Consider the following 18,093-nt stretch of genomic DNA (forward strand, 5'->3'; position numbering starts at 1 on the left):
AGTAAAAGCTAAATAAACGGGAAATGGGTGAGCAGGAATGCATAAAAATGAGATTCCTGGTACAAGGAATGATGAATTCCGTGTGATTGTTATTAAAATAATCGCTATTTTTCACGTTTGGAAAGTGCTTAACATATGAAAATAAACTTCGTCGGTATTGGTCATACTAACAGTCGTTATTATCTGCCTAATAAGCCTTTCTCATCCATTAATAACCAACTTAAATAACCAATCTCAAAACGGTTACTGCGTATGAATAACAGTCTCGTGTCTTACGATTATTTAATCATCGTACTCTACTTCATCCTGGTTGGCTCTTATGGCTATTGGATCTACCGCCGCAAGAAGAAGGCTGCGATGGATACCAAGGATTTCTTCCTGGCCGAAGGTTCATTGACCTGGTGGGCCATTGGCGCTTCGCTGATCGCTTCCAATATTTCGGCCGAGCAGTTTATTGGTATGAGTGGTGAAGGCTTTTTGTAGGTACAGCTGTTGCTGCCTACGAATGGATTGCCGCCCTGGCATTGATCATCATTGCCATCTGGTTCATTCCCATCTACCTCAGGAACAAGATCTACACGATGCCGCAATTCCTCAAAACACGGTACAATGAAACTGTGGCTTTGATCATGGCGGTATTCTGGTTATTCCTGTATGTGTTTGTAAACCTGACCTCTATTCTGTACCTGGGTGCGGTGGCCATTAATGGTTTATTGGGTGGTCAACATTTGCATGCCATCATGCTGGTGCTGGCGGTATGTGCGCTGATCATTACCCTGGGAGGTATGAAAGTAATTGGTTATACCGATGTAATACAAGTAGCGGTATTGATCATTGGCGGCCTGGCTACTACTTACCTGGCGTTGACGATCGTTGCCGAAAAACTGGGTGTAGGACAAGGGGCGCTGGCTGGTTTCAATGCGCTGCTGCAAGATTCGCCAGAGCACTTTAAGATGATATTGGATAAACCTGAATCGACAGTGGGGGTGATTGATACGCCCAACAACCTGCAGATCCAGAAGTATGTGGTGTTGCCCGGTATTGCCATGTATTTTGCCGGTCAATGGATCGTGAACCTCAACTATTGGGGTTGTAACCAATACATCACTCAGCGCGCCCTTGAGCTGATCTGCAGACTGCGCGTACAGGTATCCTCTTTGCCGGTTTCCTGAAACTGATGATGCCTATTATTGTTATGTTGCCGGGTATTGCCGCCTGGGTATTGTATAAAAATGGCCACCTGCCACAATTAGCGAGCAAAGACGGTGCTTATTCAGCCATCCTGGGTTTCCTGCCCAATGGCCTGAAAGGATTGTCGATTGCGGCCTTAACGGCAGCTATTGTGGCTTCACTGGCGGGTAAGCTCAACAGTATCTCTACCATTTATACCCTCGATATTCATAAGAAATATGTGAACGAGAATGTAGATGAGCAAAAGATGGTTTGGATTGGCCGTATGACCGTATTGGCAGCTATCATTATCTCACTCATCTTTACCTGGGAAGACTTGCTGGGTATTGGTGGCGAAGGTGGCTTTACCTTTATCCAAAAGTATACAGGCTTTATCAGTCCTGGTGTTTTTGCCATGTTCATACTGGGTATGTTCTGGAAACGAACTACCGGTGCAGCTGCCCTGGTAGGTGTGATCCTTGGTTTTGCCCTGGCTATTTTCTTCAACAACTATGCAATAGGCATTTTTGGTAAAGAAACGCTGATGTATACTGCCTATACCTACCAAAAAAATGGAAGGTGGTGTATTGAAGACCATTACCGAAATTCCATTCCTGATCAATATGGGTTGGTCATTTGTTATTACTGTAGCAACAATGGTTGCCATCAGCCTCAGGGGTCCTAAGGTGAATCCCAAGGCTTTTGAGATCGACAGCTCTATGTTCAAGGTGAAACCAGCTACGTTGGTACTGATCGTGATCACCTTGATGATACTGATTGCTTTGTACGTGAAGTTCTGGTAAGCCGAATCTGGTAATATATCTTTTTTGAATAGCAGCAGGCTGAGAGGCCTGCTGTTGTTATTTTGCCTGAACCGGGATCTATTGGATGTATGGAATGGGCGGGAAATGGTACCTGGGGTTGCAGGCAGGCAGCGTGAATTGTCAGGTGGAAAGGGCCGCTAAGAGGCTGATGTCAAAAGGCTTTTAATGGCTTGTGAGCGGCTTTAAACCGTAGCGGCAAGTAAGGTTTTCTGCAACCAGGGTGCAGTATAGTCTTCTGTAAAGCCAATAATATTGTCGTAAGCGGCAAACTCTTCTTTGGTATGCATACTCGTGATGACCACTGCCTGCATGCCGGCATTTTGAGCGGCTTCCACACCTTTGGGGGCATCTTCAAAGACCACACAATCTTCCGGCGCTATTGCCAGTTCAGCAGCACATTTGAGATAGGTCTCCGGATCGGGCTTGCTTTTTATTACATTATCGGCACTTACGATACTACTAAAATAATGCCGTATGGGAGGCCATCGAGCACAAAGTCGATATTAAAAGTGATGGCTGCAGAACCAATGGCCATTTTGATGTGCTGGCGGAATGCCCGCTCCAGGAATTGATCCAGTCCCTTTATTAGCTGCAGTTGGGGCCTGAACTCGCGCTGGTATTGTTCTTCCTTTGCATAACTCATGGCATTTTTTTCTTCCTCGGTAAAACGACCGGGGAATATGCGCTCCAACAGTTCATGGTTCTTGCCATAACATTCCTCCTTGGTACGTTCTAAAGAAATATTGGCGCCCAAATTAGTAAGGATGGTATGCCATGCCTTTATATGATAACCCATATCATCGATCATCGTTCCATTCAGGTCGAATAAGAATGCTTTCATAGGAGGCAAAGATAAGTTGAGAAGTCCGGAAGTCCGGAAGACGGCAAGACGGAAAGAGGGGAAGAGTGAAAAGGTGGGGAGGGGTATTACAGGTATTTACGGATGAGTGTGTTTTTCTTATTATAAAAGTGGTGAGCCAGCTTAATGCAAGAGCGATGATAAAAGTGATGCTGAATTTTACAACAGCATGGGCAGGCAATGGCAACAGCAGGTATTGGCACCAAACTATAAAAATATAGTGCACTAGGTAAATGCCATAGGCATTGGCTGTGAGCGATTGCCATGCCGGTTCGGGCGATTGAACGCTTGCTTTAAAGATGGAGAGAAAGGCCAGGCAACTGGCTGTACAAGATGCTGTATAAATAGAAAAATACAATAACCAGGCGGGTAGTTCATCCAGTTGTTTTGTTTTAACGAGATTGGTGAGTATATCCGGAACGATGGTGAGCAACACATACATCACCACGCATAAAATAGTCCATATAGGGCACTTTTGTTTGAGTGCTGAAGTATTGGCGAAGAGGCCTGTTCCCAGGTCAATGCTGCCTGCCAAAACGCCCAGTATAAAATATCCAAAATAGAGCACCACGCGGCTGAGCTGGAAATCAAACGGATAAAAGCCCGTCCAGGTACCAGGCCCTACTGCAAATGCCAAGGGTACATACAATAGGAAGGTAGCCAGGAATAGAAAGAGGAAAAGCCAGCCGGGTTTGTTCTGCAATGCTGATAGCCAGGCGCTTGCCTTGGTGAGCAGGCCACTCACCATTGGGTAAAGCAAAGCGAGTACCAGGTTGAAAGCAAACAATACCCATATAAACCAGGGTGGCCCTACAGGCCATTGCTCGGTGGTAAAGAAATCAATAATATAGTCTTTGATATTGTGCCGGTGATGGGCCAGGTAATAAGCAGGGTAGTAGGCTAGTAACATCAATAGGGATACCGCCACAAAAAAAAGGAATGAAGAGGCGGTAAAACCGGTCGCGCAAAAAGCGGCTACCCCCTTTTTACGCAGGGCAGGGAGCACAAAAATGCCGCTGATAAAGAACATCAGGGACATGAAGAATACGTCATTGAAGTTTTCAAAGATGTCCATGCCGATCCACCGGTGGGTGTCTACTACCGGGTGGGTGGAAAGTATATAAGCTTCCGGGTGAAAGGTGGCAAAAGTAGTATACGCCAGCGACGCATGGTGGGCCACCACCAGTACAGTGAGTGCAGAACGCAGGTAGTCAAGCCATAAGGTGCGATTTGGGGTAGCCACCATGAAGTTGGTTTTCACTGAAACGATTGGATACCCGGAAAAGTTACAGTTTCAGGAAAATAATGCTTGCAGAGGGGTGACAGCTTTGCCATGCGATGCAGGAGAGGTGACACCTTTCCTATGCGTCGCAAGCGAAAGGTGTCACCTCTTTCCGTACCACTTTCTGGAAAACGAAATGGTGAGCGATCTTTGGAAGCAAAGAGCAAATATTCTTTTGATGAGTTGATCAGGTTCGTTGTTTAATTGTTAAATTAACACTTTAATGATTGGATCATCACCACCCTTTTGTGACGGGTAGAAAAATTGTTCAACGATAAAGGGTGGTTAATAGAGATCGGATAAAACTAACGAACTATGAAACAACTTGCCGTAGCCAGTTTCCTGCTGGTGTTCTCCTGTACAATAACATCTTATGGGCAAAATGACCCGGTGGTGATACGGGCCGATCTGTCCAAAACGACCGGAGATATGAGACCCGTATGGGCCTGGTTTGGGTATGATGAACCCAATTATACGTATATGAAGGATGGGAAAAAGTTGCTGTCCGAGTTGGCGGCGCTGAGTCCGGTGCCGGTATATGTACGGGCGCACAACCTGCTTACTACAGGCGATGGTACGGCAGCCTTAAAATGGGGTTCTACGAATGCGTATACCGAAGACGCTCAGGGTAATCCTGTATATAACTGGCGTATTGCAGACAGTATTTTTGATACCTATGTGCAGCGCGGTATGAAGCCCCTGGCGCAGATCGGTTTTATGCCCGAAGCGTTGTCGGTAAAACCTGATCCCTACCGGCATTACTGGCAGCCGGGCCAGCCTTACAACCTTATCTATACCGGCTGGGCTTATCCACCCAATGATTATAAGAAGTGGGGCGCCCTGGTATATGAATGGGTAAAACATTGTGTGGTACGCTATGGAAAGAAAGAAGTGGAAAGCTGGTATTGGGAATTGTGGAATGAACCCAATATCGGCTACTGGAAAGGTACGGTGCAGGAGTTTTGTAAATTGTATGACTACACAGCCGATGCCGTGAAACGGGCATTGCCTACGGCCCGGCTTGGCGGACCGGATGCCACGGGCCCTTCCTGGGATATGGCTGCCAAATTTCTCAAGACCTTTATTCAGCATTGTACCAGTGATACCAATTATGTAACGGGTAAGATCGGTACGCCACTTGACTTCATTGCTTTCCATGCCAAAGGGGCGCCGAAGGTAGTGGATGGGCATGTGCGGATGGGGATAGGCAATCAACTGCGCGATATATCAGAAGGGTTTAAGTTGGTAGCTTCCATAGCTGCTGTGAAGAACCTGCCGATCGTGATCGGTGAGTCTGACCCTGAAGGGTGTGCCGCCTGTGGTATGGCTACCAATCCCGAGAATGCTTACCGCAATGGCACGATGTATTCTTCTTATACAGCAGCCTCCTTTGCCCGTAAGTACTTACTGGCCGATCATTGGGGTGTTAATTTCCTGGGGGCAGTATCCTGGTCATTTGAGTTTGAGAACCAACCCTGGTTTTATGGATTCCGCGACCTGGCTACGAATGGCGTTGATAAACCGGTGCTGAATGTATTTCGCATGTTTGGCATGATGAAGGGCAAGCGGGTCGAAGTAACGGGCAACCGGATGACGCCTTTATTTATGATCCGTGATTCAGGTATACGGAAGCCGGCTACGGATATTGGTGGAATGGCAGCCAGCTATAAAAAGAGTGCCACTATAATGATTTGGAACTATCATGATGATGACCTGGCAGGCCAACCTGAAAATGTGCAGGTAGTGATGGAAGGAGTATCCGCCAGGAAAGTTATCCTTACACAATATGTCGTAGATAAACACCACAGCAATTCCTATGAGGTGTGGAAGCAGATGGGATCACCCCAGCAGCCTACACCTGGGCAGGTGAGTCAACTGGAAAAAGCCGGCCAGTTGGAGCAAACCAGTGTACAACGGAATGTAGCGGTGCTGGATGGGAAACTGATCGTTCCCATTACCATCGAAAGACAAGGTGTGGTGTTGTTGAAAGTGGAATGGTAAGGGTTGGTTACTTTCCCAGCCAGGAATTTAAAATTGTCTTTTGTAAGGAAGTTGGGTTGGGTACCCGTGTTATTTTATATGTTGTTGTGTCAAGGGTCAATCCTGCATAGCCCAGGTATTTGGTATAATCCAGCTCTTTGGTGGTATAGACATACTCAAACAATTCGGTCAATGGATCACCGGCAATTTTGATGATCACCTGGCGCAACTCCTCTTCTGTAAAACCTCTTTGCTTCTTTTGGTAGTATACCTTGTAAAGGGTGCGCATCACATCATCCAGCGACTTTTTATTGTTTGTCTTATGCCGGATGGCAAAATCAAACAGCATTCCTACCACCGGGCCTTTGTCATAATAAGAAATGGTCTTGTTCTCTTTGTCATCCTTGCGGCCAAATGGTCCATCCGACCAGGTCTCATAACTGGCCTGCTGCAGGGATTGGTACCGTTTACCGATCCCCTTTTCAAAAGCCTTGATATTACCGGTGAAAGCATTGAGCAAAATTTCTTCCGTACTGAGGCCGGCGCGCTTAACAACAAGGTATTCATAATAGACGGAAAGGCCTTCTGATACCCATAGCTGGTTGGTACGGCTGCCATTGTCATAATCGAAGGGGCCCAACTCGATAGGACGGATACGCTTTACATTGTAATGATGGAAATATTCATGTGCCAGGAAGTTGAGGGCCCGTATGCGGGAGGCAGTATCTTTTTGCGACTCTCCGCTGAATGAGATAGCGGTAGAGTTCAATTGCTCAATGCCGCCCATTCCTCTGGGGCTAATTGACAAAAACGTATAATGTTTGTAGGGAATATCACCCATGAGGTTGGTAGCTGTGGTTATGATCTTTTGGAGGTCATTCATGAATGCCTGCCTGTCAAATTCACCCAGTTTGTAGCCAATGAACCGGTGGGGATGCCCCGCACAGTAAAAGCAGGCAGCTCTTCCAGGTTGCCGATCAGCAATGGGCTGTCAAACAGGATATCAAAGTTGGCTGCTGTATAGGTAAATGCTTTACCAGCCACTGAATCTAGTCCGGTGGCTACATGGTTCCACCCGCAATAGGGTTTGATCTGTACTGTTGAGGGAAGATTAAGCTTTCCTGCAGGGTAGATGAATACACCCGCCGGTCTGATAAAGGCCCGCTCTTCATCTACATAGGGCGTACCTACAAATAAGCGGGTGGTCTTTACATCGTAGCTGATGGTAAAGGCCGTTTGGCCACAATGGGAAATATGCCAGGTATTACCGGCGCTTTGTTGCCAGGCAATGGTGTCACCTGCCTGGTTCTTTACGGTGAAATGTTCTACGTTTTTAGCATAGTCCATGCGCTGGTAATAGCCGGGTGTCCATACCGGCATTTTGAAGTCCGTTGCCGTATCTTTTATGGTGGAACAGTGCAGCTCCACATGAAAATAATGACTGGCTGGCTGCTCCATGGAAACGGCGAAATGGAACTGTTGGGCTGTGATTGCTTCTCTCATGAGGAGCATACTGATCAGCAACGCGATCCTGCGTATGGAATAATGCATAAACGGATACTGTTTTAATATGTATTCTACAAAGCGAAAGCCCCCTTGTTGCCGGACAAGCGGGAGGCTTCCTTATATTATTTTATTTCTCCGGTATTTCTATCTGGCGGATCTACGCCCAATAATTGTTTTACAAAGAAATCTCTTTTCTTTTTTTCTACCATAGGGACCGCCATCACTATGGCCCATGCCGGGAATGGTGAGGAAATCAAACATTTTGTTGGATTTGATCAGTGCATCGGCCAGGCGATAGGTTGATTCGGGGGGTACATTGGTATCGGCTTCACCAACTATGAGCAGGAGTTTTCCCTGCAATTTAGCTGCATTGGTAATATTGGATTGGTCTTCATAGTGCCTGCCAATGGGATAACCCATCCATTGTTCATTCCACCACTGCTTGTCTACCCGGTTATCGTGACAGCCGCAGGCTGATACAGCTGCCTTATAAAATTCGGGATGAAAGAGCAATGCACCGGTAGAGTTTTGTCCACCGGCTGATGTTCCATATACACCCACCCGGGTAGCATCCACATAGGGATATTTTTCAGCCAGTGCCTTGATCCATAAGATGCGGTCGGGGAGGCCGGCATCGGCCAGGTTTTTCCAGCATACATCATGGAATGCTTTGGACCGGTTGGCGGTACCCATACCATCGCATTGTACTACAATAAAACCCAGTTCGGCCATGCTTTGCATTTCGCCATAAGTCATAAAGTTCTTGGGCACAAAGGCATCCTGTGGACCGGCATAGATATTTTCAATAACGGGGTAGCGTTTGTTGGGATCAAAATGGCGGGGCCGGCATACTACCCCCCATATATCGGTTTTACCATCTCTTGCTTTGGCTACAAATACTTCGGGCAGGGGTACGCCCAATGCCAGGTAGGCAGCTACATCCGCTTTTTCCAATTCCATAACGGGTTTGGCATCTGCTGTTCGATGCAGGGAGGTGACCGGAGCTACAGCTGGTGAGGAATACGTATCGATAAAGTACTTTCTGTCGGGCGAATAACTGAGGGTGTGGTTACCGGGAGCGGGTGTAAGTGATACCAGTTTTTTACCATCGAAGCTGATGCGATAGTAATGTACATTGTAGGGATCTTCGCCAGATTGCATGCCACTGGCGCGGAACCATATTTCCCTTTTCTTTTCATCTACACTGTCAATGTCACGCACCGGCCATTGACCGGCCGTGATGGCATTTTTGACAATGCCCCTGGTGGCATCCACCAGGTACAGGTGGCGCCATCCCTCTTTTTCAGTGCTCCAGATGATCTCATCCGTCTCAGGCAGGTAATGGGTAAAGATGCGTTGTTCATAGATGAAGGTATTGGTTTGTTCATCAATGATATTGCGGGTATTGCCCGTTTCACTGTCTACTTCAATGATGCGGAAACGCTGGTGGCCACGGTCGGCTTTTTCATAGGTAAAATAACGGCTGTCTTTTCGCCAGCGGATATAGGGTGAACCAAGGAAATCATATTTCTCGGTGTTGATCTTTACAGCCTTTTTGGAGGCTATCCGGAAGGCATACATTTCATAGCTGGTAAACTCATCACCCGGTTGGGCATAACGTTGGGAACGCAACTGACCACGCATGGTATTGGGTTGTGAGCTAAGGATATAATATACTTCCTTTTGTTCACGCGGATCAATTCTATAACCAATGGCGTACTTGCTATCGGGCGACCAGGCCAATTGTCCATAGGGCTTTTCTTTGTTGCCATCGCTGGTAAATTGGATCAATTCATTGGTGGCAACAGACCTGATAAAAACATTGTAGTCTTTGATAACAGCAACCCATTGTTTGTCGGGCGAAGCGCTGTCCCACCTGCTATCGCGGTCCCACCGTGGCCGGCGGCGTGGGTTGGGGGTATTGGCTGTTGCGGTATCGGGTGGGGGCGTTGGTTTACAAGTTAGTTGTACAGCATCATATAGCCACCATTTATCCTGGTGGCGGAAACTAACCTGCTTGGTTTGGTTGTTAAATACCAGGGCGCTGATACCTAATCTTTGTGCGCTTACTGTTTTGTCCGAAGCCTGGCTAAGAGCGGTAGCCAGCTGGTCATGATCAAAGGCCGGCGCTTTTTTACCGGTTACAGCGTCAACATAGATATAGGCTGTTGTACTGTCTTTCCCATTATTCCGGTACCAGAAGCTTTTATTATCTGCCTGCCAGTTGGCTTGCACCGTCATCTTAAAAACGGTATTGCGTGCCAGGCTATCCAATTCGGCTGCATCACGGTACCGTTGCCGTATTTCTTCCCGGCCGGGCTGGTAGCCGGTGGGTTTATTGGGTTGGGCATTGGTCAACAGGGTGCCTGCCACCAGGCAAGTGGAAATGATGATGTGCTTATGGGTGAACATACAATGATGGTTGGGTCGTGAATCGGAACGTTTCGCTATTTGGTATAGAATCGCCAATTGGTTTTGAAATCCTTTGATAAAGATTGATTGGTAAGGATGGCGCGTACCATCTCTACCGGCATGGCATTTTCCTGTAACACGGCATCATGGTATTGTTTAAAGGTCATCTTGCCACTATCGACCAGTTCTTTTTCATGGCATAGAATTGTAATCCGCCAATCATATATGCCAATTGGTACAAAGGACCATATCCGCCAGTAAAGGAGCGGCGTACTTCTCCCTCTGCATTGGCGCGTTCATGGCTTACGCGATCTACAAGGAAGTCGATACATTGCTGGGGCGTCCATTTACCCAAATGATAATTCAGGGAGAAGATAATGCGGGCGCAACGGTGCATACGCCAGAAAAGCATGCCAATACGGTCTTCGGGCGATTGTGGGAATTTAAGGTCCCAAAGGATCATTTCCCAATACAAAGCCCAGCCTTCGGTCCAGAAGGGGGTACGGAAATCGCGATAGGCTTTGTAACGGTTATTCATGAAGCCCTGGAGGTGGTGACCAGCAATCAGTTCATGGTGCACAGTAGCGCGTGAAAAATGGGGATTGTTGCCACGCATGCTCATCAGTTTATCATCTTCGGCCATGGTATTGGTAGGATAGGAGATGATGAGCATTTCGCCACCCAGGAAGAAGGGGCTTACCAATTGGCGTTGGGGGCTCATCATACTCATGCGCCAGGTTTCTTCGGCAATGGGGGAATGGTCACCAGTTTATTCTTTTTCAGGAAGTCGATGCTTTCATTGTACAACTTCATGATGGCTTCTGGTTGTTTGCCGGGTGGCACATAGGTATTCTTTACTTTCTCAATGGCTTTTTCCAATCATCGCCAAAGCCCATTTCGCGGGAAGCTTTCAGCATTTCGGCATCACACCAGGCAAACTCTTTGTTGGCGATCTCTACCAGTTCTTCGGGGGTATAGGGGATCATTTCGGCTTGCAGCTGGCGTACCAATTCTTTTTGTCCGATGGGGAATCCGATGATACCGCTGCCATCATCTTTACCGGCCGGGGCGGATTTTTCTTTTGCTGCCAGCTTCTGGCATAATCACTCAATGCACTTTCCAGCTTTTTCAGGGGCTCTGGCGTCCACCAGGTATAAGCGGGGTCATACCCTGTATAAAACTCATTTACGCTTCTTAAAGCGGCTTGCAGGCCGCGAACGATGCCGCCGGCCCGGCGGCTAAGGCTGATGTCAATACCTGTTTCTTTGTCGAGTTGCCTGGCCGTGGTATTGATCTGCAGGGCCAGGGCGTTCATGGTAGCCGCCAGTTTTTGAGCATCTTGCTGGGTACCTCTGCGACGGATCCTTTCCACTTCATAGATCTGATCGGCAAAACCAAACCATTTGCTTACATTATTATATTCCTGTTCTTCTTCTTTCAACAGGTCCAATTGGGCCTCCATATTCCTTTTGAAAAGGAGGTAATCGACTTTGCTGCCTGTGGACAGGGATTCAAATTTCAGTTGTTGAAGCTGTTTTAAATAGTCATTTTGTAACTGCTGCAAACGCTGGCGGCGGTCGGGCGAGCTTTCTAAAGCATAGAAGCGGCTCAGGCTTCCCCGGTCGGCATCGTATTGCACCATGAGGTTATTGACCTCACTGGTTTGTTGGTAAAGGGTATTTGTTTGGGCTGTTCCCATCTGGAAACAGAGTACCATACAAAGTAGTAAGGCGAATTTTGAACTGAGGGCTTGGTTCATAGCAGTAATTAGTTGAAAAGTTGATGGGTTGATGGTTGATAAGGTCATGATGGTTAAGGGTTGAAAGTTCAGTAAAATATTGATTCGTGCCTTACCATTTATAAAAGGAGTTAAGATTGGCTAAGGATCAGGCAGGATTTGTTGGGAGGGGGATGCAGGAGACAGAATACAGAATACAGAATACAGAATACAGGAGGAATACAGTATTTAGCTTCCGGGAGATGCAGGAGGGTATCAATATTAACCCAGGGAATGATGAGATTGGTGTTGTTGTGACAATTGTTATTATTTGCAAATAATCAATGACTTATGTATGGTTTGGATTGCCTGGGCCCACCTTTCTAAGATGCATCATTTAATCACTTATTAACCGATATTAACCTGCCTGGTTTTGTTTTCAAAAAAAGGTGGTAATATTGGTTAAGTATGAAAGTTGTACAGTTTACGATACCAGTAGCTACGGAGTATTCTATTATCGTGCAGGAAGATGTGTTGCCCTACTTTTACAACCACCTGCACCGCCATAATGAGATACAAATTACCTGGGTAATGAAAGGTGAAGGAACGTTAATTGCGGGTAATTCGATGCAACGTTTTAAGCCAGGTGATATTTTTATTATTGGGGCCAACCAGCCGCATTTGTTTAAAAGTGATCCGGCCTATTTTGAAAAGCGGAATAAGAAGGAAATCCATGCGCTGACGATGTTTGTTGACCCGGGCGGGCTGTTCAGTAATATCCTGCACCTACCGGAAATGAAGGGAGTGAAGAAGTTCCTGGAGGCCACGGCAGCGGGTATGCAGATACCCCAAGCTTATAAACCGCAGGTAATGGATAAAATGCTGCAGGTAAAAGAAGCACGCAACGGCATTCGACTGGCTATGTTTATCCAATTGCTGCAGTTGATGACCACGATCAAAAATACCGTACGCTCGCCAATGCCGGGGCCGAATACTCGATCAGTGAATCAGAGGGATTGCGTATGAATGATGTTTATCAATTTACGATGGCGCATTACACGGAGAATATCAGTTTGCATCAAATCGCTTCTATCGCCCATCTTACGCCACAGGCTTTTTGTCGATACTTTAAAAAACATACGCGTAAAACCTATATTACCTTCCTCAATGAGGTACGTGTCAATGAGGCCTGCAAAAGATCGTAGCGCAGGATTTTGATAGTATTGCCACGGTTGCCTACCAAACAGGTTTTACCAATGCGGTGACCTTCAACCGGGTTTTTAAGAAGATCACCGGACAGCCCCCAAGAAGTTCCTGAACGAATACCTGCATAAGATTGATTAAGGCGGCAATGAGGCAACTGGGCAAGGAGGCATTAAGGCAACGAGGTAATGAATGGTAATTACAGGGCATTTGAGGTCAATTACTCAATAAATCATACCAGATACGTAAAAGCCGGTTAGCGGTAGTACCTATGGTCCTAGCTTTGTATTGGCTTATAGGAAAGCCGCAGGAAGCAAAACGTAGGGATTGGGCCGGCGTTCAACTTGACTGGCCCTACTGAAGCACATAACTGGAAATGGCGCTCACCAAAGGGTTGCAGTAATTGGCAACCCTTATTTTTTTTGTATATGTTAATTTGGGTATACGTTCATTGCGATTAATAATTCCCTGTAAATCTTAGGTCAAACATATTTGTATAAGTTTGATTGGATGAGTGCTATTGGTTTTATATTCCATTGTATATTAAATTCTCTCTATTTGCTGTTACAGGTTTCCACTTAGGTTTCCATTATTTGTGTATTTTTGACGACTATAAGATCGCTCCTGTTGGGATACAGGGAATGATAGCAACTCTCCACGCAACTTTATTGTAGAACATTAATCGCTTACTTTCCGGATTCCCCGCCATGAAAGACCTATCCCTTTTGATGAGTGGCCTATTGGCCTGTAGCTGCTTACGTGCTGCAGATACCCTGCAATACGCGCTACGTCACTACACAGATGAAAATGGTTTGCCACAGAATAGTATCAAGTTCATTGCCCCGGATAAAAAGGGGTTTGTGTGGCTGGCCACCGAAAATGGCCTGGTCCGATTTGATGGGCAACGGTTCAGGGTATTTAACAAAAGTAACCTCGCACTTGCTTCCAGCCGTATTTATACCATCATGCCCGGCAACGAGGTAGATAACCTGTACACCATTAATGAGGTAGGTCAGGTTGTATATGTTCAAAACGGAGAGGCCCGACTGGACAGCAGCCATATACAGCAGGCTTCCTGGAGTACCCTTCATAGCAAAGATGGGCGTTTCCATATTTACCCCGCGTCGGGATTGCCCAACCTGTATAAAAATTTTATTTCGTTTGACGGCTATGCCATACCGATCAATAACCAGGATTATTTCCTGGTTACCGGGCAAGTGGTGTCATTGTATAAAAATAAAAAACGACTGTTCCTGACTGATTTCCGGCATGCGGATTTCTGGCGTTTTTCAACCTGGGCAGTGCCTTGTATTATGTAGATGATCAGGAAGTATTTAGTATAGACGGGGAAGGCATTGTCAAAAAAGGCAGCCTGCAGGGGATATATTATTAAATACTGCTTTTGGCAAAAGCAGCGGGAAGCTGCAACTGTATTGGAATCTTATATCAAAAGATGTATTCATTTATCTCAACCGATCGCTTTACCTGGTAAAGCAACTTACTACGGGTGAATTGGATACACAATTACTGCTCACTGGTTTTGACCTGGCTGGCAATAATATTGTGTCGGCCTATTATGATGATGAGTACCGGCGGCTTTTCCTGGGCAGCCTTACCCGGGGCTGTATGTTTTTACCCGCAGGCCATTCAGTGCTTTACGATCCGGGCAATCTGGTGGTGATGATGTGTTTTATGCGCAAACAAGTTTGGGTAATGGGCAGGTCATTACGGCAGCGGGAGAGGTAATGGGTTTGTCGTTCCAGCCAGGCATATTGCCAGCCATGCGTCAGTTGCAAACCAACGACAGTTACAGCATGCTTACGGATGCTAGTGGTTATATATGGGTAAAACACCGCAATTCCCTTTATAAGCTGGCTAAAGGAGGGCGGCAATTGCTGGATGAATGGAAATTTACCCCGCTGATCAACCAGCTTTATGAAGACAAAAACAGCAGATTATGGATTGGCGCCAGTACAGGCTTATATGTAATGAACTTGTACATGATGGATGCTACCCCGGAATATTTTACTGACGGCATGCGGGATATTACTTATATGCAGCAGGAAACGACTGAGATGCTTTGGGTGGGTACCAAAAAGGCCTTTATACACTTAACCTCTCCAGTCGTAAGATAGAAACGATAAAAGGCCTGGAGGGCAAGCATATCCGTAGCCTGTATATTGCCAAGGCTAATGAGGTATGGATCACCACGGCCGAAGATGGCTTCTATCTATTCAGGAATGATCGCCTTACTAAATTTCCGCTTGATGGGGAGCATTTCCTGTATGCTTCCCATTGTTTCATGGAGGATGACCATGGTTATTGTTGGATCACCACCAATAAAGGCCTGTTCAGGATGGCAAAAAAAAAAGACCTGCTTGACTATGCAGATAATAAAATAACTGATATTTATTATCATTACTATGATAAGTATGCTGGTTTTTATACCAACGAGTTTAATGGGGGATGTCAGCCTTGCGGTATAAAGCTGCCTGATGGTCATTTGTCTTTTCCCTCCATGAATGGACTGGTCATGATCCAGTCTGCCGAACGCGATATAGAATTACCGGATAAAGACATTTTTATTGATAGGGCCGAGGTAGATGGAAGACGAATGTCTGGCCTGGATACCTTTGTTTTTACGAGGGAGTTCGATCTGTTTAAATTATATGTTTCTACGCCCTACTTTGGCAATCCTTATAATCTTCGCCTGGAGTTTGCTTTGAATCGTCATGCTGAAAAAAAGGTATGGAATAAGGTCGGGACAGACGGAAGTGTTTCACTGGCATCGCTGCCTTCAGGTACTTATCAGTTGGAGATCCGTAAATTGAACGGTTTTGGAATGAATAGTTATCGCTATAAAAATGTGGTGCTGGTTATTCCCTTAGCTTATTATGAAAGGGGATGGTTTAAGGGGTGTATGGTGGTGTTGGGTTTACTTTGTATATGGATCTATACCCGGTTCCGGCTTCAATATGTAAGGCATAAAAATAAGATGTTGGAAATGCGGATTGATGAGCGAACAACTGCCCTGAAAGCTACGTTGAATGAGTTGCAGGAATCGGAAGAGGTGCTTCGTAAGCAGACACAATTGCAGGAACGGCTTATAACGGCCATTACGCACGATATCAAAACCCCGCTTCGGTATATGATGTTTTCGGCTAAACGGCTCATCAACCAATCGTTGGTTAGGGATGATCCGGATGATGCGCATAAGAATGCGGAGATGTTGTATGAAGCGGGATATAGGATGTATCACCTCACGGATAACTTACTACAATACATTAAGCTATCATCGATGGATAAGCAGGTGGTGATTGAAGAAGTAAATCTGGCAGCTGTGATCCGCGATAAGGTAGAAATATTCAGGGACATTGCCGGGGTACAGGATACTGTTGTACTGGATGAAGTGCCTGCCGGGATAAGCATGCGCAGTAATTTTCACCTGTTGGGTGTAATTATTCACAACCTGCTTGATAATGCCGTGAAAGTGACGTTTAAAGGGTACATTAAAATATATGTTGTTCCGGGCGATACGCTTCATATTGTAATAGAAGATTCGGGTATTGGTATGCACGCGGACATGGTGAGGTGGTGTAATGCTGAATTAACCGAGCGTGATCAACCCAATAATACGGTTGGTCATGCAGGCTTTGGGCTGGTCATAATTAAGGAGTTGCTGGCATTGGTAGGTGGCCGTTTGTTGGTGAGCAGCAGCCACGAAAGTGGAACAAAGGTAACGTTGCTGTTTCGGAACCGGCAAGCGGTAGGTAGCGCATTGGGCGATTAGTTTTGAGTATTCCCTTGCTCCGTCATCGCTAAAGCTAATAACTTCTACTGCTTCGATCCTTCGCCCGACTTGGATATGGCTATACGTTGGGAAGAATAGATACCGGAATGTCCGCTAAAATAGTAAGCGGTAAAGCAGGCTATTGCATAGTATAGTACGTGATCTGTTCCAAACAATTCTACGCCCATGAGGGTACAGGCCAAGGGGGTATTGGTGGCAGCGGCAAAGACGGCGATAAAACCAAGGCCGGCGAGCAGATCAACCGGCGCGCCGGTCATTACTGCCAGGGTATTGCCCAGGGCGGCACCAATAAAAAACAGGGAGTCACTTCCCCGCCTTTAAAGCCGGTGCCTACTGTAATGGCTGTAAATAATAGTTTCCAAAACCAACTCCAGGTGCTTACCCCTGGGCCTGAAATGCCGTGGTAATGGAAGCGCCGCCCGGATGGTTGGGCATCACGCCCAGCCCCAGGTAGTCGCGGGTATCGAGTAATAGCGTTAATAGAATAATAAGGCAGCCTCCAATAACGGGGATCAGCCATTTGTGTTTTGTAATGAAGTGATTGCCCTGGACTTTAATAGCATGGGTTAAGCGGGCAAACAGGTAGCCCGAGAGGCCGAAGGTGATACCTGCCAGGATTATTTTGGCAAGCAGGAGAAAGTCAACGTGCAGAAAGGTAAATGAATCAGGGGCGGCAACAAATGTATTGATGTGATAGTGTGTATGTTTGATGCCCCATGCGCTGCAAGCTATATCGGCAAATACAGCTGCCATGAGGCAGGGCACCAATGCATTGTATTGATCCTGCCGATGGCCAATACTTCCAATGCGAAAATGGCTCCTGTAAGCGGGTGCCAAAAACAGCCCCAAAACCGGCAGCAATACCTGTCATTAATATAATACGGGTATCTTCTTTAGATAGGTTGAACCACATTCCCAATACACTGGCCATGCTGCCTCCCATCTGAACAGCGGTACCCTCACGGCCTGCGGAGCCACCAAATAGGTGGGTAATAAGTGTGGTTACCATTACCAATGGGGTCATCCTGGCTGGCACCCGCCACCGGGTTCATGAATTTCATCCATGATGAGGTTATTGCCTGCCTCTGCATTTTTACCCCATAGCTTATATAAGAAATGGATAACAATGCCTGCCAATGGAAGCAGGAATAGGAGCCAGCCATTATTCCACTGCAGTTGGGTAGCTTCGTCCAGCAGCCATAGGAATAATGCTGCCAGCGAACCTGCTACAACTGCTACCGGGATGGTCAGTAGCGTCCATTTTAGCAGATGACGGAAAATAAAGAGTTGTTCAAAGGAGGAAGCTATTTTTTTCATTGCGTTCAAAGC

The 18,093-nt window shown here is 46.4% G+C and carries 22 protein-coding genes and 2 pseudogenes; 10 read left to right on the forward strand and 14 right to left on the reverse strand.

All coding sequences use genetic code 11. From position 1 onward, the window contains the following. Positions 1-252: 252 nt before the first annotated feature. From RS881_RS18535 to RS881_RS18545, 3 genes are read left to right on the forward strand one after another with little or no spacing between them, the layout of a single operon-like run. The gene (locus tag RS881_RS18535) at positions 253-483 is read left to right on the forward strand and encodes a sodium:solute symporter family transporter (protein ID WP_315822430.1); all 231 of its coding nucleotides are present in this window, start codon (positions 253-255) and stop codon (positions 481-483) included. A 41-nt stretch (positions 484-524) separates the two neighbouring features. Next, positions 525-1,172, forward strand: a complete 648-nt coding sequence (locus RS881_RS18540) for a sodium:solute symporter family transporter (RefSeq protein ID WP_315822431.1) — start codon at positions 525-527, stop codon at positions 1,170-1,172. Positions 1,173-1,177: 5 nt separating this feature from the next. Next, entirely contained in the window at positions 1,178-1,855 is a 678-nt protein-coding gene (locus RS881_RS18545; protein WP_315822432.1) for a sodium:solute symporter family transporter, read from the forward strand. Between the two features lie 321 nt (positions 1,856-2,176). Here the strand turns inward: RS881_RS18545 and RS881_RS18550 are convergent. Beyond that, positions 2,177-2,835 (reverse strand): annotated as a pseudogene (locus tag RS881_RS18550) (HAD family hydrolase). Next, entirely contained in the window at positions 2,792-4,114 is a 1,323-nt protein-coding gene (locus RS881_RS18555) for an acyltransferase family protein (protein ID WP_315822433.1), read from the reverse strand. The pseudogene RS881_RS18550 and the gene RS881_RS18555 overlap by 44 nt, the downstream one beginning before the upstream one ends. Positions 4,115-4,450: 336 nt before the next feature. Between RS881_RS18555 and RS881_RS18560 the strand changes: the two genes are divergently transcribed. Then, the gene (locus RS881_RS18560; RefSeq protein WP_315822434.1) at positions 4,451-6,136 is read left to right on the forward strand and encodes a GH39 family glycosyl hydrolase; all 1,686 of its coding nucleotides are present in this window, start codon (positions 4,451-4,453) and stop codon (positions 6,134-6,136) included. 7 nt (positions 6,137-6,143) lie between these two features. Here RS881_RS18560 and RS881_RS18565 read toward each other — a convergent pair whose 3' ends face one another. The 8 genes from RS881_RS18565 to RS881_RS18600 all read right to left on the reverse strand — a co-directional run bounded on the left by RS881_RS18565 (position 6,144) and on the right by RS881_RS18600 (position 11,792). Further along, positions 6,144-6,998 (reverse strand): M61 family metallopeptidase, encoded by an 855-nt coding sequence (locus RS881_RS18565; RefSeq protein ID WP_315822435.1) that lies wholly within the window; start codon positions 6,996-6,998, stop codon positions 6,144-6,146. After that, positions 6,995-7,666, reverse strand: a complete 672-nt coding sequence (locus RS881_RS18570; protein ID WP_315822436.1) for a M61 family metallopeptidase — start codon at positions 7,664-7,666, stop codon at positions 6,995-6,997. The genes RS881_RS18565 and RS881_RS18570 overlap by 4 nt, the downstream gene beginning before the upstream one ends. 99 nt (positions 7,667-7,765) lie before the next feature. Next, positions 7,766-10,033, reverse strand: a complete 2,268-nt coding sequence (locus RS881_RS18575) for a S9 family peptidase (RefSeq protein ID WP_315822437.1) — start codon at positions 10,031-10,033, stop codon at positions 7,766-7,768. A 35-nt stretch (positions 10,034-10,068) separates the two neighbouring features. Further along, a complete protein-coding gene (locus RS881_RS18580; protein ID WP_315822438.1) occupies positions 10,069-10,200 on the reverse strand; it encodes a hypothetical protein in 132 nt (43 codons plus the stop codon). Then, complete coding sequence (locus tag RS881_RS18585) at positions 10,197-10,757, reverse strand: DUF885 family protein (RefSeq protein ID WP_315822439.1); 561 nt, start codon at positions 10,755-10,757, stop codon at positions 10,197-10,199. The genes RS881_RS18580 and RS881_RS18585 overlap by 4 nt, the downstream gene beginning before the upstream one ends. A 2-nt stretch (positions 10,758-10,759) precedes the next feature. Beyond that, positions 10,760-10,912, reverse strand: coding sequence for a hypothetical protein (locus RS881_RS18590; RefSeq protein ID WP_315822440.1), 153 nt, complete (start codon positions 10,910-10,912; stop codon positions 10,760-10,762). After that, positions 10,888-11,019: a hypothetical protein gene (locus RS881_RS18595; protein WP_315822441.1), complete on the reverse strand. Its 132-nt coding sequence runs from the start codon at positions 11,017-11,019 to the stop codon at positions 10,888-10,890. Before RS881_RS18595 ends, RS881_RS18590 begins: the two co-directional genes overlap by 25 nt. Further along, positions 11,016-11,792 carry a hypothetical protein gene (locus RS881_RS18600; RefSeq protein ID WP_315822442.1) on the reverse strand — a complete coding sequence of 259 codons (777 nt, stop codon included), beginning with the start codon at positions 11,790-11,792 and terminating at the stop codon, positions 11,016-11,018. The genes RS881_RS18595 and RS881_RS18600 overlap by 4 nt, the downstream gene beginning before the upstream one ends. A gap of 426 nt (positions 11,793-12,218) precedes the next feature. Between RS881_RS18600 and RS881_RS18605 the strand changes: the two genes are divergently transcribed. The 6 genes from RS881_RS18605 to RS881_RS18630 all read left to right on the forward strand — a co-directional run bounded on the left by RS881_RS18605 (position 12,219) and on the right by RS881_RS18630 (position 16,743). After that, positions 12,219-12,776, forward strand: a complete 558-nt coding sequence (locus tag RS881_RS18605; RefSeq protein ID WP_315822443.1) for a cupin domain-containing protein — start codon at positions 12,219-12,221, stop codon at positions 12,774-12,776. After that, entirely contained in the window at positions 12,773-12,955 is a 183-nt protein-coding gene (locus RS881_RS18610; RefSeq protein ID WP_315822444.1) for a hypothetical protein, read from the forward strand. The genes RS881_RS18605 and RS881_RS18610 overlap by 4 nt, the downstream gene beginning before the upstream one ends. A gap of 705 nt (positions 12,956-13,660) precedes the next feature. After that, on the forward strand, positions 13,661-14,272 hold the full coding sequence (locus RS881_RS18615; RefSeq protein ID WP_315822445.1) for a two-component regulator propeller domain-containing protein: 612 nt from the start codon (positions 13,661-13,663) through the stop codon (positions 14,270-14,272). Between the two features lie 193 nt (positions 14,273-14,465). Further along, a complete protein-coding gene (locus RS881_RS18620) occupies positions 14,466-14,699 on the forward strand; it encodes a hypothetical protein (RefSeq protein WP_315822446.1) in 234 nt (77 codons plus the stop codon). Next, a complete protein-coding gene (locus RS881_RS18625; protein ID WP_315822447.1) occupies positions 14,660-15,088 on the forward strand; it encodes a hypothetical protein in 429 nt (142 codons plus the stop codon). Before RS881_RS18620 ends, RS881_RS18625 begins: the two co-directional genes overlap by 40 nt. After that, the gene (locus RS881_RS18630; RefSeq protein WP_315822448.1) at positions 15,034-16,743 is read left to right on the forward strand and encodes a sensor histidine kinase; all 1,710 of its coding nucleotides are present in this window, start codon (positions 15,034-15,036) and stop codon (positions 16,741-16,743) included. Before RS881_RS18625 ends, RS881_RS18630 begins: the two co-directional genes overlap by 55 nt. Positions 16,744-16,787: 44 nt before the next feature. Here RS881_RS18630 and RS881_RS18635 read toward each other — a convergent pair whose 3' ends face one another. The 4 genes and pseudogenes from RS881_RS18635 to RS881_RS18650 all read right to left on the reverse strand — a co-directional run bounded on the left by RS881_RS18635 (position 16,788) and on the right by RS881_RS18650 (position 18,090). Further along, positions 16,788-17,021, reverse strand: coding sequence for a chloride channel protein (locus tag RS881_RS18635; RefSeq protein WP_315822449.1), 234 nt, complete (start codon positions 17,019-17,021; stop codon positions 16,788-16,790). 121 nt (positions 17,022-17,142) lie between these two features. Then, positions 17,143-17,613 carry a chloride channel protein gene (locus RS881_RS18640; protein WP_315822450.1) on the reverse strand — a complete coding sequence of 157 codons (471 nt, stop codon included), beginning with the start codon at positions 17,611-17,613 and terminating at the stop codon, positions 17,143-17,145. Positions 17,614-17,653: 40 nt separating this feature from the next. Beyond that, positions 17,654-17,788 (reverse strand): annotated as a pseudogene (locus RS881_RS18645) (chloride channel protein); the annotation flags it as partial. Next, complete coding sequence (locus RS881_RS18650; protein WP_315822451.1) at positions 17,785-18,090, reverse strand: hypothetical protein; 306 nt, start codon at positions 18,088-18,090, stop codon at positions 17,785-17,787. The gene RS881_RS18650 and the pseudogene RS881_RS18645, both read right to left, overlap by 4 nt. Positions 18,091-18,093: the final 3 nt, after the last annotated feature.

It is taken from the genome of Paraflavitalea speifideaquila (assembly GCF_032395985.1).
In the GTDB taxonomy this organism is placed as follows: Bacteria; Bacteroidota; Bacteroidia; order Chitinophagales; family Chitinophagaceae; genus Paraflavitalea; species Paraflavitalea speifideaquila.